The organism is Martelella mangrovi (assembly GCF_040545495.1).
In the GTDB taxonomy this organism is placed as follows: domain Bacteria; phylum Pseudomonadota; class Alphaproteobacteria; order Rhizobiales; family Rhizobiaceae; genus Martelella; species Martelella mangrovi.
This window is the reverse complement of sequence record NZ_JBEPLY010000020.1, coordinates 46,715-60,947: the sequence shown is the minus strand read 5'-3', so window position 1 is coordinate 60,947 and position 14,233 is coordinate 46,715. Positions and strand designations below refer to the sequence as shown.

The 14,233-nt window shown below is 57.5% G+C and carries 10 protein-coding genes and 1 pseudogene; 5 read left to right on the top strand and 6 right to left on the bottom strand.

Features of this window, described 5'->3' with window-relative positions:
* Positions 1-650, top strand: a 650-nt coding sequence (locus ABID12_RS20175; RefSeq protein ID WP_354435857.1) for an AraC family transcriptional regulator, incomplete at its 5' end; no start/stop codon positions are given.
* A gap of 267 nt (positions 651-917) precedes the next feature.
* Here the strand turns inward: ABID12_RS20175 and ABID12_RS20170 are convergent.
* Positions 918-3,146, bottom strand: coding sequence for a sensor domain-containing phosphodiesterase (locus ABID12_RS20170; protein ID WP_354435856.1), 2,229 nt, complete (start codon positions 3,144-3,146; stop codon positions 918-920).
* Between the two features lie 125 nt (positions 3,147-3,271).
* Positions 3,272-4,057 carry a class I SAM-dependent methyltransferase gene (locus tag ABID12_RS20165; RefSeq protein ID WP_354435855.1) on the bottom strand — a complete coding sequence of 262 codons (786 nt, stop codon included), beginning with the start codon at positions 4,055-4,057 and terminating at the stop codon, positions 3,272-3,274.
* A 113-nt stretch (positions 4,058-4,170) separates the two neighbouring features.
* Here ABID12_RS20165 and ABID12_RS20160 point away from each other — a divergent pair, with 113 nt between their 5' ends.
* Genes ABID12_RS20160 through ABID12_RS20150 form a run of 3 tightly spaced genes read left to right on the top strand, consistent with a single transcriptional unit; the run spans position 4,171 to position 7,133 of the window.
* A complete protein-coding gene (locus ABID12_RS20160) occupies positions 4,171-5,307 on the top strand; it encodes an ABC transporter substrate-binding protein (RefSeq protein ID WP_354435854.1) in 1,137 nt (378 codons plus the stop codon).
* Positions 5,308-5,313: 6 nt separating this feature from the next.
* The gene (locus tag ABID12_RS20155) at positions 5,314-6,384 is read left to right on the top strand and encodes a FecCD family ABC transporter permease (protein ID WP_354435853.1); all 1,071 of its coding nucleotides are present in this window, start codon (positions 5,314-5,316) and stop codon (positions 6,382-6,384) included.
* Positions 6,378-7,133, top strand: coding sequence for an ABC transporter ATP-binding protein (locus ABID12_RS20150; protein ID WP_354435852.1), 756 nt, complete (start codon positions 6,378-6,380; stop codon positions 7,131-7,133). The genes ABID12_RS20155 and ABID12_RS20150 overlap by 7 nt, the downstream gene beginning before the upstream one ends.
* A 354-nt stretch (positions 7,134-7,487) precedes the next feature.
* Here ABID12_RS20150 and ABID12_RS20145 read toward each other — a convergent pair whose 3' ends face one another.
* Positions 7,488-7,748, bottom strand: a complete 261-nt coding sequence (locus tag ABID12_RS20145) for a hypothetical protein (RefSeq protein ID WP_354435851.1) — start codon at positions 7,746-7,748, stop codon at positions 7,488-7,490.
* 196 nt (positions 7,749-7,944) lie between these two features.
* Here ABID12_RS20145 and ABID12_RS20140 point away from each other — a divergent pair, with 196 nt between their 5' ends.
* The gene (locus ABID12_RS20140) at positions 7,945-9,819 is read left to right on the top strand and encodes a DUF2207 domain-containing protein (RefSeq protein ID WP_354435850.1); all 1,875 of its coding nucleotides are present in this window, start codon (positions 7,945-7,947) and stop codon (positions 9,817-9,819) included.
* Between the two features lie 152 nt (positions 9,820-9,971).
* Here ABID12_RS20140 and ABID12_RS20135 read toward each other — a convergent pair.
* From ABID12_RS20135 to ABID12_RS20125, 3 genes and pseudogenes are all read right to left on the bottom strand, one after another.
* Positions 9,972-10,657 (bottom strand): annotated as a pseudogene (locus ABID12_RS20135) (transposase); the annotation flags it as partial.
* Between the two features lie 164 nt (positions 10,658-10,821).
* On the bottom strand, positions 10,822-12,906 hold the full coding sequence (locus tag ABID12_RS20130) for a hypothetical protein (RefSeq protein ID WP_354435849.1): 2,085 nt from the start codon (positions 12,904-12,906) through the stop codon (positions 10,822-10,824).
* A 112-nt stretch (positions 12,907-13,018) separates the two neighbouring features.
* Positions 13,019-14,077, bottom strand: a complete 1,059-nt coding sequence (locus ABID12_RS20125) for a hypothetical protein (protein ID WP_354435848.1) — start codon at positions 14,075-14,077, stop codon at positions 13,019-13,021.
* Positions 14,078-14,233 lie beyond the last annotated feature (156 nt).

Here is a 14,233-nt window from a genome sequence, read left to right as displayed (position 1 = left end):
GGGCTACGCCCTCCCGCGGCCCTCATGCCTGCGTCCAAAGTGGCCGACTTTTGCTCCGCCCCGCGGCCGGTTTTTACACCGCCGTTGACAGTCATTGCACCTTCGGGTCCAACGACAAGGCGCTTCTTGTCTCTCTGCTGCCGGATCTCGTTCATGTCCGCGGTGAGGAGCGGCTGATGCAGCTTGTGCAGATGATCAACGATGAAACGGGCGCCAGCCGAACCGCACGTGAGATCGTCCTTTCTCACCTGCTCGAGGTCCTCTTCATCGAGGCCCTGAGATCGAGCGGTGGCGCGGATGCCACGCCCGGTCTTCTGCGCGGCATGGCCGACCCGCAACTGGCCCCGATACTGCGGCGCATTCACGAGGATCCGGCCCGCAGCATCAGCGCGGAAAGCCTTGCGCGGGAAGCCGCAATGTCGCGCTCGACCTTCTATGCCCGTTTTCAAAACGAGGTCGGCGTGACACCAATGGAATATGTCACGGGCTGGCGCATGGCGCTCGCAAAGCAACTGCTGCGGAAGAATATTGCACCGGCACAAGCCGCGCAGCGCGTGGGATACGGATCAGCCAGCGCTTTCAGCGTGGCCTTCAGCCGCCATGTCGGCATCTCGCCCGGTGCCTACGCACGCGGCGATACGACCGTCTAGGGTAAAGGTACACGGCACTTTATAGACAAGGCAAACCGCTATGGTGCAACCGACTGACGACATTTAAAAAACTTCAGGCGATAAAGTTGAGGGCACACTCTTGTTGACGCGATGTTTGCGCTGCGCATCCAGTTTTGCCGTATGCTCACGCATTGTGTGCTCAATGCATACCCAACCCATCCAAGCACGCCTTGCTAGTTTGCTTTGCGCATTAAGCTCCAAGCGAAAGCCGTTTCTCTCATCTATCGCTTGAAACGAAAGGTAAGCTCATCCCTTTTTTGTTATGCCTGAAAGGAAACGCTCTTCGAATTCAGCGGACGGCACAGGCCGACCTAACAGATAACCCTGAACTTCTTGACAGCCGGATTTTTGGAGAAAGGAAAGCTGTGCTTCTGTTTCGACCCCCTCGGCGATAACATTCATGCCAAAGCTGCGGCCGAGATAGAGGATAGCCCTTACGACTGCCTCATCTTCCGGATTGGTGTCCACGTCCCGGATGAACGTACGATCGATCTTGAGCCGCGAGACCGGATATCGTTTCAATATGCTGAGTGAAGCGAACCCCGTACCATAATCATCGAAAGCCAGCCCAACGCCGAGTGTTCTGAGATCGTTCAACAAGCGTAACGTGTCGGGCTCATCGTGCAAAAGAATATTCTCAACAATCTCAAGCTCTACGGCCTCCCCCGGTAGGCCGGTCTCGTCCAGCACCTTCCTCACGACCTGCACAAGGTTTCCATGTCGGAACTGAACAGCGAACAAGTTCACACCGATACGAAAGTCCTTTCGCTGTTTGCGCCATCGCGCAGCCTGGCTAGATGCTGTGTGCAGGATCCATTCACCGATTTCGGGAGCGGATGGCTTCTGGCTGAGGACATCGATGAAAGAGGCGGGGCTTAACAGGCCTCTGTGGGGATGATGCCAACGAATGAGCGCTTCTGCGCCTGTCAGTTCCCGGGTTTCAGCAGAAAACTGTGGTTGATAGAAGAGCTCGAATTCCTTTCTTTCAAACGCCTGCCGGAGTTCCTGTTCAAATGCTCGCCGTGCCACAGCCACTTCCCGCAGAGCAGGCACGAAAATCTCGAACTGGCCCTTGCCTGCCGCTTTGGCACGATAAAGGGCAAGATCCGCCGCGCCCATGAGCTCATCGGCACGCAAGCTGTGCTGAGGTGAAAAGGAAATCCCGATACTGACGCCGATTTCAGCGTGTTGTCCTGCAAAGTCATAAGGGGTTTTGATCGTCGCGATGATTTCACTGGCCAGTGCGCGTGCACGGCGCGCGTCGTTTCCCGGATAAAGGATGATAAATTCATCGCCACCAAGGCGGGCAATCATCCTGGCCTCCTTGCAGATGGTGCGAAGGCGCGTTGCCACCTCTTTTAGAACTTCGTCTCCAAAAGCATGGCCGAGCGTGTCGTTGATCTCCTTGAAGAGATCGAGGTCCAGTAGCATAACCGTACAAGGCTCGCTTGCCTGCAATACATTCATGAGGCACTCGCGCCATGCTCCTCGGTTTGGCAAATCTGTCAAAGGATCGAGCGAAGCAAGTCGAAACAGTCTCTCTTCATTCTCCTTGCGTTCAGTTATGTCACGGATAATGGCGCCGGCATTAACTGACGGGCCCTCCCACCATGTCGACAGCGAGAACTCGGCAGGAAATTCCGTTCCGTCCTTCCGAAGCCCTGAAAGTTCGACCACGCGGTCCGCTAACTGCAGTTGCTCACCAGTCTGGAGCCTTTCGACCTCTGCTTCGTAGAGCGGAAGCCAGCTGTCGGGAATGAGGATGTCCGTGGAGTGGTTGAGAACTTCATCTGCCTTGTACCCAAAGATCCGTTCCGCAGAATGATTCCAGAACGTAATCTGGCTTTCGCTGTTGGAAAAAATGATCGCATCTGCGGAAGTTCGGGCGATGTTTTCAAAACGGGCCTGGCTGATAGAGCGGACTAGATCAAGCCGTCTCGTTTCCATGTGTTCCATGACCAGAGATGCGATGTCGCTCAGATGTTTCCGATCATCATCGTTAAAGGAAAAACGGGGTTTCGTATCGATCAGGCAGACGGTACCAAGCCTCATGCCTGAAGGCGTGACAAGAGGTTTTCCAGCATAAAAACGGATAAAGGGTGGTCCCAGCACTAGAGGGTTTGTCGAGAACCGTTGGTCTTTCGTGGCATCAGGAACCACTAGGACATCATCCCTCATGATGGCATGAGTGCAAAATGAGACCTCTCTGCTGGTCTCACAGATATCCAGCCCGATATGTGACTTGAAGAATTGACGCTCACGCTCAATCAGTGAAATCAGTACGATAGGGACGTTGAACAGCCTGGAGGCAAGTCCCGTCAAACGTTCGAAACTTTGCTCGGGAGGCGTGTCCAGCAACTGATATTCTTGTAGCGCAACCAGACGCTCTTCTTCATTGTCGGGCAGTGGATATTGTGCAGAATTGTTCTCCTGTTGCAAAAAGCTCTCCCTAAGCGCGCCAGTCTGGTCGGCCACGTCCTTTCTCGATCATAAATGCAGGATGTGCCATTCAAACCGAGTTTATCGCTAAGCCTGTGCTTCCGACAGCCTCTTTTCAAGGGTGAGAACTGAATGGATGCAAGGGCCTGCGCCCCGCGTTTCTAGCCCGGTTTTGAGGCACAAATGGCAAACCGCTCCTGAACCAGGCGGTCAAGACCGCGCATGAGGGGCATGCGGCGGGCCTGCGCCCAGTGGATATCGGAAAGCTTGCGATCAATCACGATATTCTCAAATCCGGTTTGCTCCAAAAGGTCGGCGACGGCTTGCGCCGGCATCTCGCCTGAGAAATAGACCCGTTCGCGGATTTTCTGGAGCCGCTCTGCCATATCGGGGCTTACCGGGCCGGTAACCTGCTTGCCGACGATGCGTGTCCATAATTTCTGCAGGTTCTTGACCCAAGTCTCTTTGCCCATATTGCCATCGACGATCAGGACCTTTCCGCCCGGTTTCAGGAGTGAGAACCATTCGTCGAATGCGGCGGGGGGATCCACCAATGTCCAGACCAGGTGGCGATTGGTGATCACGTCGTAGCTTTCCGGTGGCTCCAACGTGTTTTCGGCATCGCCGGCAATGAAGCGGATGACGGCACCGCGTTTTTGCGCTTTGGCCCGCGCCTGCGCGAGCATGGCGTCCGACCAGTCGAGGCCGGTTACCGAAAAATCGAGATCGTGCAGCAGGTGCGAAATGACCGCCGTGCCGCAAGCGAGATCGAGCGCCTTGCGCCCATCACCTTCTCCCAGGTGCTTTCTGATCAGCCTTTGCCAGCCCTGCCGCTCCGCCTTGGAAAAGATCTCGTGGCCGACGCTCTGATCGAAGGTTTCAGCGCGCTCGGACCAGTAGTCGCGGATTTCGTCACGAATGGAGTAGTTGCTGTTGGCCGTCGTCATAAGGGGTCCCGCATAGTGCTATCTCTTTGGAAAGGCTCTAAAACATAAAACTTGATTCAACAAGTCATGTTTTATATGCGTCGGTTCATTCCATGAAATGAGGGAGTTTCAGAATGAATTTCGCGAAGACACTTGCCGCTTCGGCGCTTGCTGCGGTGAGCCTGATGCCGTTGTCGGCATGGGCGCAGTCGTTCACGGTTGAAGACGTTGCAGGCCGAGAAGTCAGCTTCGACGGTCCCGTGAAGCGTGTGATCCTCGGGGAAGGGCGCATGATTTACGGGCTGGCGCCGATCGAAAGGGAAAATCCCTTTGAGAAAGTGGTTGGGTGGCGCAACGATCTCTACATGAACGACAAGGGCGGCTATAAGGCTTATGTCGCGAAATTCCCTGAAGCCGCGGATATCCCATTCCTGGGGCGGCTTTCAAATGGCACGCTTTCGATTGAGACCGTCGTCGATCTAGATCCCGATGTTCTACTGCTGCCGATCGGCGACAAGGAAGCCGCAGACGAAATCAATCTCGAACAAACCCTTGAGGGCACCGGCGCCAGGATCGTCTATATCGATTTCCGTGAGCACATTCTGGAGAATACCGAGCCGAGCCTTGAAGTGCTCGGAAAGCTGTTCGGTCATGAAGATCGCGCCCAGGCCGTCGCCGATTACTGGAACGAGCAAATGGCGCGTGTGACCGACACGCTGGAAGAGGCCCAGCCGGAAGAGCCTGACGTGTTCATGTATCGCGCGGCCGGTCTGGTGGAGTGCTGCGGCACCTTCGGACCGAACAATTTCGGCCTGATGGTGGATTGGGCCGGCGGCCACAATATCGGCTCCGATTTTCTGCCGGGCTATACCGGCACGATCAATGCCGAGCAGGTGCTCGCCTCCAATCCTGATGTGATAGTGGTCACCGGAGCCAACTGGTCGAATACGGAAAACGCCAGCGATTTCGTCAATGTCGGCCCAGGTGCTGCCTCCGTTGCCGATGAAAGCGGCGAGGTGCTTGCTGCCCTCATGGAGCATCCTGCCTTTACCGGCTCCAGTGCCGTGGCGAATGACGACGTGCATGCCATCTGGCATCAGTTCTACACCAGCCCATACCAGTTCGTTGCCGTGCAGCAGCTTGCCAAATGGTTCCACCCGGACCTGTTCGCTGATCTTGACCCCGATGCCACCTTCGCGGACTTCCATGAAAAGTTCCTGCCGATTGCCTATGAGCCCGGCTATTGGGCCGACATCAAGGCTTCGAAGTAAGCCATCATGATGGACGTTTCGACAACAGCGTTCGAGACTGAAACAGGGGGAGTGCGCTATCGCGCGCTCGCCCGTCGCAAGATCATGATCCTGATCGGCCTGACGGCGCTGCTCTGTCTCTCGTTCGCCGTCGATCTTGCCTGGGGGCCGGCCCGTTACGGTCTGGGTGAGGTTGTCGCGGCACTTTTCAACCCATCCTCGGTATCGCCTCAGGTTCGAACCGTGGTTTGGGACATCCGCATGCCCGTCGCCGTCATGGCGATCGTGGTGGGGGCGGCCTTGTCTGTCGCCGGCGCGCAGATGCAGACCATCCTCGCCAATCCGCTTGCAAGCCCGTTTACGCTTGGAATATCCGCGGCCGCCAGTTTCGGTGCGGCTCTCGGCATTGTCACGAGCATCGCGCTGGTTCCGGTCGCAGCCGGCATGCTGGTTCCCGTCAACGCCTTCATCGTCGCCCTTGCCGCAACGCTCTTCATCCATTTCGTTTCACAAATTCGCGGCGTTTCCGTTCAGACCGTGGTTCTGCTCGGGATTGCTCTGGTGTTCTCGTTCAATGCGCTTCTGGCCTTTCTTCAGTATCTCGCCTCCGAGCAGGCGCTCTCTGCCGTGGTGTTCTGGACCATGGGCAGCCTGACCAAGGCGACCTGGCCGAAAATCTGGGTGACCCTTGCCGTGCTCGTCATTGCGCTTCCGCTTTTTGCCCGCAATGCCTGGGCGCTGACAGCCATCAGATTGGGGGAGGACAAGGCCGCCAGCTTCGGCATCAATGTCCGGCGCATTCGCCTTGAAACAATGCTGATCATCTCGCTGCTTTCGGCCGTGCCGGTCAGTTTCGTCGGCACGATCGGTTTCGTCGGACTGGTCGGGCCGCATATCGCGCGCATGATCCTCGGCGAGGACCAGCGGTTCTTCCTGCCAGGTGCCATTCTGTCCGGGGCGCTCCTGCTCTCGGTCACATCGATCGTTTCGAAATCCATCGTCCCCGGCGTGGTCTTTCCAATCGGCATCATCACAGCCCTGGTGGGCGTCCCGTTCTTCTTTTCGCTCATCATCTCGAACAGGAGCCGGTCATGGTAGCCCTGCAGCTTCAGTCGGTCGGGGCGTATCATGGCAGAAAGCTCTTCGTCGAGGAGGTGACGACGCCTGTGATGAAGGCGGGTGAGCTTATAGCTGTGATCGGCCCCAATGCCGCCGGAAAATCGACCCTGTTCAAACGGATTACAGGAATCCTCAAGGGGCCGGGCAATGTGCACATCGAAGGCGCGAGGGCGAAAAGCCCAATTGCCTATATGCCGCAGGATACATCCGCCAATGCCGTACTGACGGTGTATGAATCGATCCTGCTAGCCCGCAAGCAGGGGAAATCCTGGACAGTCAGCAACGAGGATACAAGGCTGATCGACACGATCCTGCAGGCGCTGAACATCGCGCCGATTGCCTTCCGGGACCTTGGCGCGCTCTCGGGTGGCCAGCGCCAGCTTGTATCAATCGCACAGGCCCTGTCACGCCAGCCTGACATCATGCTGATGGACGAGCCGACCAGCGCACTCGATCTTCACCGGCAGATCGAAGTCCTTGCACTGATGAAGAAGCAAGCACGACAGAACCGGATGATCGTGATGATTGCTATCCACGATCTCAACCAGGCGCTGCGTTTCGCAGACAAGGTGCTGGTAATCGAACAAGGGCGTATGCGCGCCTGTGGCGTTCCGCGTGACGTGGTGACAGTCGACATGCTGCGTGAAGTCTACCGGATCGAAGCGCGCATCGAACAATGCTCGATGGACTATGACCACGTCATCGTGGATGGAACGACAAGACGGTAGACTCTCCGACCAAGAACGCTTTCTGCAAACATGCAGTCCGACGATGAGCTAACACTCGGCAGGCAGTTGTCGACGATATCGTCCTCGCCTCTTTTTCGGTCGGATTTTCAATTAGGCCTCGACTTACATTTTTTCCCATGAATCGTCAGGAAACATATGCGTCGCTTACGTAAGAAAATCGGTATCAGAATTCCGGAAAACTATGGTTCCGTGCCGCCTGTCCAGAAGGCTGGAGAATTAAACGGGGTCAGCGAACTGAAGCCGCTACCGCAGTCCCCTGGACATTTTGACGCGTTTCTGTACGCAACTGTAAAGACAGATCAGGAAACACTTGAAATGACGGTTGAGAAGCGATCAGCCGGTCGATGGGGCTGGCTTTGCCTTGGAATGGCTTGAGCTTCTTCCCGTTTTATCAGGGCCGAAAACCTGGTCAGCGCCGAAACGAACGTGTTGTCGTAGACAACCGTCCGAATCGGTAAAGCCGGAATGCATGGAGATCTCGAGGTGATAGGTCCGTTCGCTGCCGACGGCAGGGTCGAAAGTGATGGTCTCGGCCTCTGCCACGCCGGGAATGGCGGCGACAAGCAGGGCGAACCAGAAGCGTCGTTTGACCATGCTTTCTCCTTTGCAACGAACGGATTTGTTTATGCTTTTGCGCCGGTCTATAAGGCGCCGTCACCCGGATTCGCCACGCAAAAGTCAGGACCGTGAGCAGCATTCAGCCATGGGAACGCATTCGTTTTTTCATCCCCGCCATTTCAAATCGCATGGTCGCGTCCGTGGCCGTTCGATCTCGGCGAAGCGGATCATCATGGGATTTTTGCTTCTCCTGATCTCGCTTGCGCCGGCAGCCGCGCGCGAGCGGATCGAGCGTTTCGAGAGCGACATCACAATCGGTCCGACCGGCCGGCTCGACATCACCGAAACCATCGCGATCAAGGCCGAGGGATACCGGATCGAACACGGCATCTATCGCGACCTTCCGATTGCCGGACAGACGTCGGAGGGCGGCATCTATCCGGGCGCGTTGCAGGTGCTCTCCGCCACGCTTGACGGCGAACCGGTGGCCATGCGGATTGCGCGCCGCAGTGACTATGTCCGCATCTTCCTGGGTGATGCCGGAACAGATCTTGAGCCCGGTAGCCACACTTTCGTGCTCTCCTATCGCACCGGACCGCAGGTGAACAGCCGCGAAGGACAGGGCGAGTTCTACTGGAATGTGACAGGCTCCTATTGGGCATTCCCGATCGACCGCGCCGCTGCGATCATCCACCTTCCTGAGGGCGCGGCGGCCTCCCGGATCGCCGGATATACCGGAGCGTTCGGATCGACACGAACCGATGTGACCCGGCGCGTCAGCCCGGATGGCGGCACGGTCGATGTTGCGACCTACCATATTCTCGACCCAGAGGAAGGCTTGACTGTTGCTGTCGGGTTCCCCAAAGGCTTCGTCAGCGAACCGGATGCCGCCGATCAGCTCTGGTGGTCGGTGCGCGGCAATCCTGGGGCCGCGATTTCCGTCATCGGCCTTGGAACGCTGGCCCTCATCTTCCTGCTCGTGTCCAGGCGGATCAGGAAACCTGCCGAAGTGCACAGCAAAAGATATCCGGTGGTCGAGCGACGCAAGCCGCCGCGCGGCACGACGCCGGCTGAAGTTCAGTATATCACGATGCGGCGGATGCTCGGCCATTCCGCCCTGGTCGCCACAGTGATCAATCTCGGCCTGCGCGGCTTGATGACTATCGTGCCAGAGGGAAAGGCCTGGCGGATCGTGCTGCAAGAAGGTGCAGACAAGGCCCGTGAGCTGGCGCCGGAAGAGGAAACCCTGGTGCTGGGGCTACGGGATGAAGGCGGCAGTATCCTCGTCGATCGCAAGAACCGGAAGACGCTGAGGCTGCTTTACGGAGATTTCAGCCGCGCCGTGCGCGCTGCCCACGGACGTCGGTATTACGCGCCGAATGGCAAGTGGAAGCTTGTTGCCGCATTCCTCTGCTGCGGAGTTGCCGCGGCACTTGCGCTAACCGGTATGGATGGCGAAGGGCCGGTCCTGGTCTATGGTCCGCTGTTGCCCATCGTGCTCGGCCTTTGCTTCGCCGGCTTCGATGCACGAGCTTCCGCAGATACGTTCCGCAATGCCGCCGGAAACGGCATGGGCGGCGGGCTTGTCGCAAGCGTAGGTCTCTGGCTGATGGTCGGGTTCTTCACCGGCGCCTTCGGCTGGGCGACCGCGCTCGGCCTCGTCGCGACGCCGGTGTTGTTCTGGGTGTTTGCTGCACGGATCGGACAGCCGACGGAGGAAGGAAGCGCGCGCGAGGCGGAGATTGAAGGCCTGCGGCTTTATCTCGAGCGTGTCGGCGACATGCGCCACGCCAATCGCAGCGAAAGAGACGCGCTTCCGACCCTGTTGCCCTTCGCGGTGGCGCTCAACATGAAATCCGAATGGAGCCACGCCTTTGACACCGTGCTGGAATCGGGTCACGGAACGATCAACCCGATCCCCTACGGCCTCCATCCGACCTTCTACGACACCGGCGCAAATGGCGCGACCATCTTTGGCGCATGCCAGGCGCTCAGCACCAACCTGACCGCCTGCATCTCGCCCAACGGATCCGGTTCGGGTGGCGGTTTCTCAGGCGGCGGTTTCTCCGGCGGCGGTGGCGGAGGCGGCGGGGGCGGCGGTTGGTGATGGGGCAATGCGAAGCCGGAGCAAGCTTCTCAGGCAGATTGGAGTTTCAAGATCTTTGCGACCACAGGTTAAATGAGCCTACGCTTCAGATCACTCGGAAGCAGGTCATGATTACCGATCCGACGACACTTTATCTTTTGCATATCATCTACCTTGTCGTTACCTTTGCCAGAACGGCCATAGCGATCCCGGATCAGGTAGTGAACCCGCTGAACAGCGCCGCCCGCTTGCACGTGCCATCGGGCAGGACCCTAGCCACAAGACAGCGATCGTTGCCGTAGACGATCGATTGCGGCATGCCTCCGAGATGAGCAAACGCATTGCCGTGGCCATCGCCCAGGCCTCGGCTACCGCCGCCGGATAAGCCCGTATATAGCAACCGTCACTGTGCAGCAGACCCAACAGAAAAATGGGCCTTCTGCTCGACACCGCCGATCATGGCCGTCGCCTCACCGAAATCAGCCTGCGCATGGTCAGGGGGATGAAAAAGCGGCCTGAAGGTTTCCCGACGGCGCTGTTCTCGCTCCCGGATATAGTCCTTGATAATCGTGTAGCCGCCGGTGAACCCGCACTCATCACGAAGCCGGTCAAACACGCGCTTGGCCGTATGGCGCCGTTTGCGCAGTACTTGTCTGTCTTCATCCAACCAGTGGTCGACCGTAGAGATAAACGCGTCAAGCTTCGGCAGCCGGACTGGTGATCGTCGCTGATAGCCAGGAGGCGTCGAATACGACAGCATCTTCGCTACGCTTTCGCGGGATATGTTGAAGTGTTTGGCTGCCTGACGTCGACGCATCCCTTCCAAGACGGCCAGACGAACCTTCAGATAAAGATCCACGGTGTAAATCCTCTGTCCCTCCTGCGCTCATTGCAGAAGGCAAATAGATGGCCGGATTTTACTCCGCCCCCGGTCGCTCTGTTCCACCGCTTCTACCAATATCGCAGGGCATTGCCAAACGGCGGACGCATCTTGATGTCCGCAACGGCGCGGCAATCGGCAGATCAGTCCGGAGCGGGAATGGTTTGCACCCTGCCTTCACGGGTGACAGCGATGTACAGCCTCTCGCCGTTCAACTTCGTGAGTTCAAACTCACGCGCGACGGGCCGCGGCAGACGTTTGACATCGGTAAAGACACCCTCCAGCAAGGGGATGTCCTTCTTGGTCAGAAAACGCCAGTTTCCATCTGAGACGTGTCTGACGGCGATGAAGTCGTCTTCGGGCGGAATGCCGCGCATGGGAGCGGCGAAAATATAGTCGCTGGCGCCGTCCGGTATCAGCACTGAGCCGTCGGGTCGGAGAAAATCCGTCACATCTCCCCGGCGAGCAAGAGCCATGTTCCAGTCAGGAAGGATCGAAAAACGGTCATAACGCGCGTCTGCGATCTCGCGTTTATTCTTCAGGTCATAAAGCCCGTGTTTCTCACCCTTCGCCGTCACGAAAATATTGCGCCAGACACCCTCCGGGTTGCCGGTATTCTGAAGATCGTCATAATCCAGTTCGACGATCTTTTTTCCGGCCGGATCATAGACTGTAACGCCCGGCCGATCCGGGTCATTCGATCTGCCAATCAGCATATCTTCGGTGAGAAACAGAAAGAGGGTGTTTTCCTTCAAAGGAACAACAGGTTCGCCGGTGGTGCGGGTCACGGCACCTGCCCGGCCCTGGCGAAGGAGCATGATGCCGCCGTCATGTAGCGTGGCATCGTTGAACTGCCCGAAATAGTCGCTCAAGGGAGCGATGCTCTCAAGATCAAACCCAGCGGCAAGACCGCTTTTGCCAAAGCCGACCAGAACCTCGGCTGCCAGTCTGCAGTCCGGCAGGCTGGCAGATTCGACGGAAATCTCCACGCCAAGCTGCTTGTCCCCATCAGCGGGAAGCAATGTAAATATGCCCTGTGCCAGACACGAAGGCGGCATATTGTCGGTGCGCGGCAGTGTTTCGATGTGAACCGACTGGTCGGCGGAGACGGCCAGAACCTCACCATTTTCGGTGCTCAGGTCGCGATCTTTCGCAGACAGCGACAACCCGACCGAAAACGAATTGTAGAGCTTTGCCCCAGCATCATTCTCGATTTCAGGCGTGAACGTCCGTTTCATGAACGGCTCCTCCCGAACGATGCTCCCCGGTTGCAGCGATACCGAAAGCCATTCGCGAAATGCCCGGTTCACCTGATCCTGATAGGTCGGAAACTGGCGAAGAACGGGAGAAATCAGATAGTCGCTATCGTCACCGACGATACGCCAGGGCTGGCCATCGTCACGCAGCGAGCGAATGATGGCAATATGTTTGACAGCGGCTTCGAAGTCGTTCGCGATACCGGTCATCACCCAGTTATCATTGTCAAATTCGCGGATCGCCTGAAGGAAGAAGCCACCATCCGCTGTCTTTGAGAGGAATATGTCATCCTCGGTGTGGATAAAGTCATAAAACCGCCTGCTGAACTGCTCCTCTATGTCCGGCAGAGGCCGCCCCATGTCGCGTTCAAACTTCATGTAGCTGTCTTTGTTGACATCAAGCGATTCCAGTACCCCGCGGCGATAGACGTAATCCGGCGGCAAAACCAGCGTCGTGGTGCCGTTGCCAAGACCGCTGACCCAACCGTTTTCTGTCGCCGGAACTTCGGCGAGTTGGCGCATCTGCGCCACGCGCAGGTCAAGCAGGCCTTGCCATTGTTCTCGACGCGCTTCGGTCTCCTGAGCCGAAATCGGGAACATATGACGTGTTCCCCTTCTGCCCATGAACTGCCTGAACGTTATCGCCCCGTCTTCCGTCGTTTCATATCGCAGCAGCAGTGCATCACGCAGAACCGAAACTGGATGGACGAGCGGCACGGCCAGTTTCACGCCGGGCAGAAGAAGCAGTCTCATCCGCCTTTCGCCGTAGTCGCCATATAGGGTGACGAGCGGCAGGAATGCCGGAATTTCTGCAAGGCTCCCTTTAGCATCAGGTTCCACCTGTAGCTGGTATTCCGAGATAAACCGATACCCGCCCGCCGACGGGCCGCGAAAGATCTGCGCGAAGACAAACAGGAGAATGATAAGACCGACAACAATGACGGCAGTTCGGGTGAGAATGGTCTTGAGCATGCGATGCGCGTCTTTCGGCAAGTCCGGTTTGAATAGGCGTCCGAGCCTGTGTTTTCGGGAGGCAGCCTGGTAATTTCAGTTCGTTGACATGAAGCGCCGGGCGGGTTTTCGGTTAGCAGTCATATTGCGGTTCGGGGCAGGTCACCGGGCGCCCGACCCTTTCGCTGAGTTGGTATGTGACCTCGTCCAGATCGTCCATGTCTTCGCAGGATTCCATGAGGCCGATTGTCCGGTCGCGTTCGAGATTGACACCGGGTGGACGATATGTGAGCGACAGGCCCGCGCCGCCGGGACCTTTGGCAGGCAACAGTTTGAACAGCGTAAAGCCGGTTATATGCTCCAGTGGCACGATATGAAGCTGTCCACCGCAGATGATCATCGATCTTCCGTCGCCGGAAAAGCCGATCTGACGGAGAAAATTGTCCTGATCTGTCGGCGGCAGGCGGATGTAATCCTGAGCGGTGGTATCGGGGGCTCGGGACCATAATTTCTCAAGCGTGTCCGGGGCGACAAGGCCCTTGCTTCTGGCGAAGGGCGTAAAGCTTCGGAGCTGCTCCCGTTCCTGATCGCTCATCGGCCGGCGATAGCCGGGTTGCACCCTGATGGTACAGGCTGATTGCAGCCGCTTGTCGCGCTCATGGGCGGGATTGGGCGCTGGCCAGTCCTGATACCACTCAGGCCAGACCGTTGCCGAGATGCTGGCTGGTCCCGACCGCCAGGTGACGTCGTAAGTATTCCAGCGTTTACAGATATGACCGTTCCCGAGCAACTTTGAAAGCTGGTGTTCGGCGTGCTCGATATTGGCAATCGGGCTGTGCTTGCCCCAGAGAACCGCTGAAAACGACAGAGGCACCTGATCCCGGTTGTAGAACGCACCGAATTCCGGCGAAAGCGGATAGATCAGCCCGTCGAGCCCGAGCGGACATGGCTCTATGGGGCTTTGCTTGCGCTCATAGGCCTGATGATGGGTAAGGCCATAACGGGCGATAATCTCTTCTGTCGTGTTTCGCCACGGCAGCCCGACCGCATCCAGAATGTCCTGAACAGTATTCTCGCCGCCCGGCGTCCAGGGCAGTTCCGGCGTCGGGGTGTTGTCGGCAGAAAGGAACCGGCGCTCGTCGGCTGTGATTGCTTTCAGCAGGATTTTTCTGATGAAGGACTGAAATGACATGGAGACATGTTCGCCGCTGGAGCAATGGAGTGGGCAGAGGACTCTGTCGTAGCGCCGCACCATTTTGTCACATTCAACTTACTTTTCAAACACGCATAGCGTGCAGCTCAAACCCTTTCCTTCATCTGGATGAAAATGTGCGAAAATGACCGGGTG

Bases quoted from the DNA above. Each gene is read 5' to 3' on its own strand.
- ABID12_RS20140 (WP_354435850.1), top strand. From the start codon at position 7,945: ATGGGATTTTTGCTTCTCCTGATCTCGCTTGCGCCGGCAGCCGCGCGC.
- ABID12_RS20130 (WP_354435849.1), bottom strand. From the start codon at position 12,906: ATGCTCAAGACCATTCTCACCCGAACTGCCGTCATTGTTGTCGGTCTT.
- ABID12_RS20165 (WP_354435855.1), bottom strand. From the start codon at position 4,057: ATGACGACGGCCAACAGCAACTACTCCATTCGTGACGAAATCCGCGAC.
- ABID12_RS20150 (WP_354435852.1), top strand. From the start codon at position 6,378: ATGGTAGCCCTGCAGCTTCAGTCGGTCGGGGCGTATCATGGCAGAAAG.
- ABID12_RS20160 (WP_354435854.1), top strand. From the start codon at position 4,171: ATGAATTTCGCGAAGACACTTGCCGCTTCGGCGCTTGCTGCGGTGAGC.
- ABID12_RS20125 (WP_354435848.1), bottom strand. From the start codon at position 14,077: ATGTCATTTCAGTCCTTCATCAGAAAAATCCTGCTGAAAGCAATCACA.
- ABID12_RS20155 (WP_354435853.1), top strand. From the start codon at position 5,314: ATGATGGACGTTTCGACAACAGCGTTCGAGACTGAAACAGGGGGAGTG.
- ABID12_RS20145 (WP_354435851.1), bottom strand. From the start codon at position 7,748: ATGGTCAAACGACGCTTCTGGTTCGCCCTGCTTGTCGCCGCCATTCCC.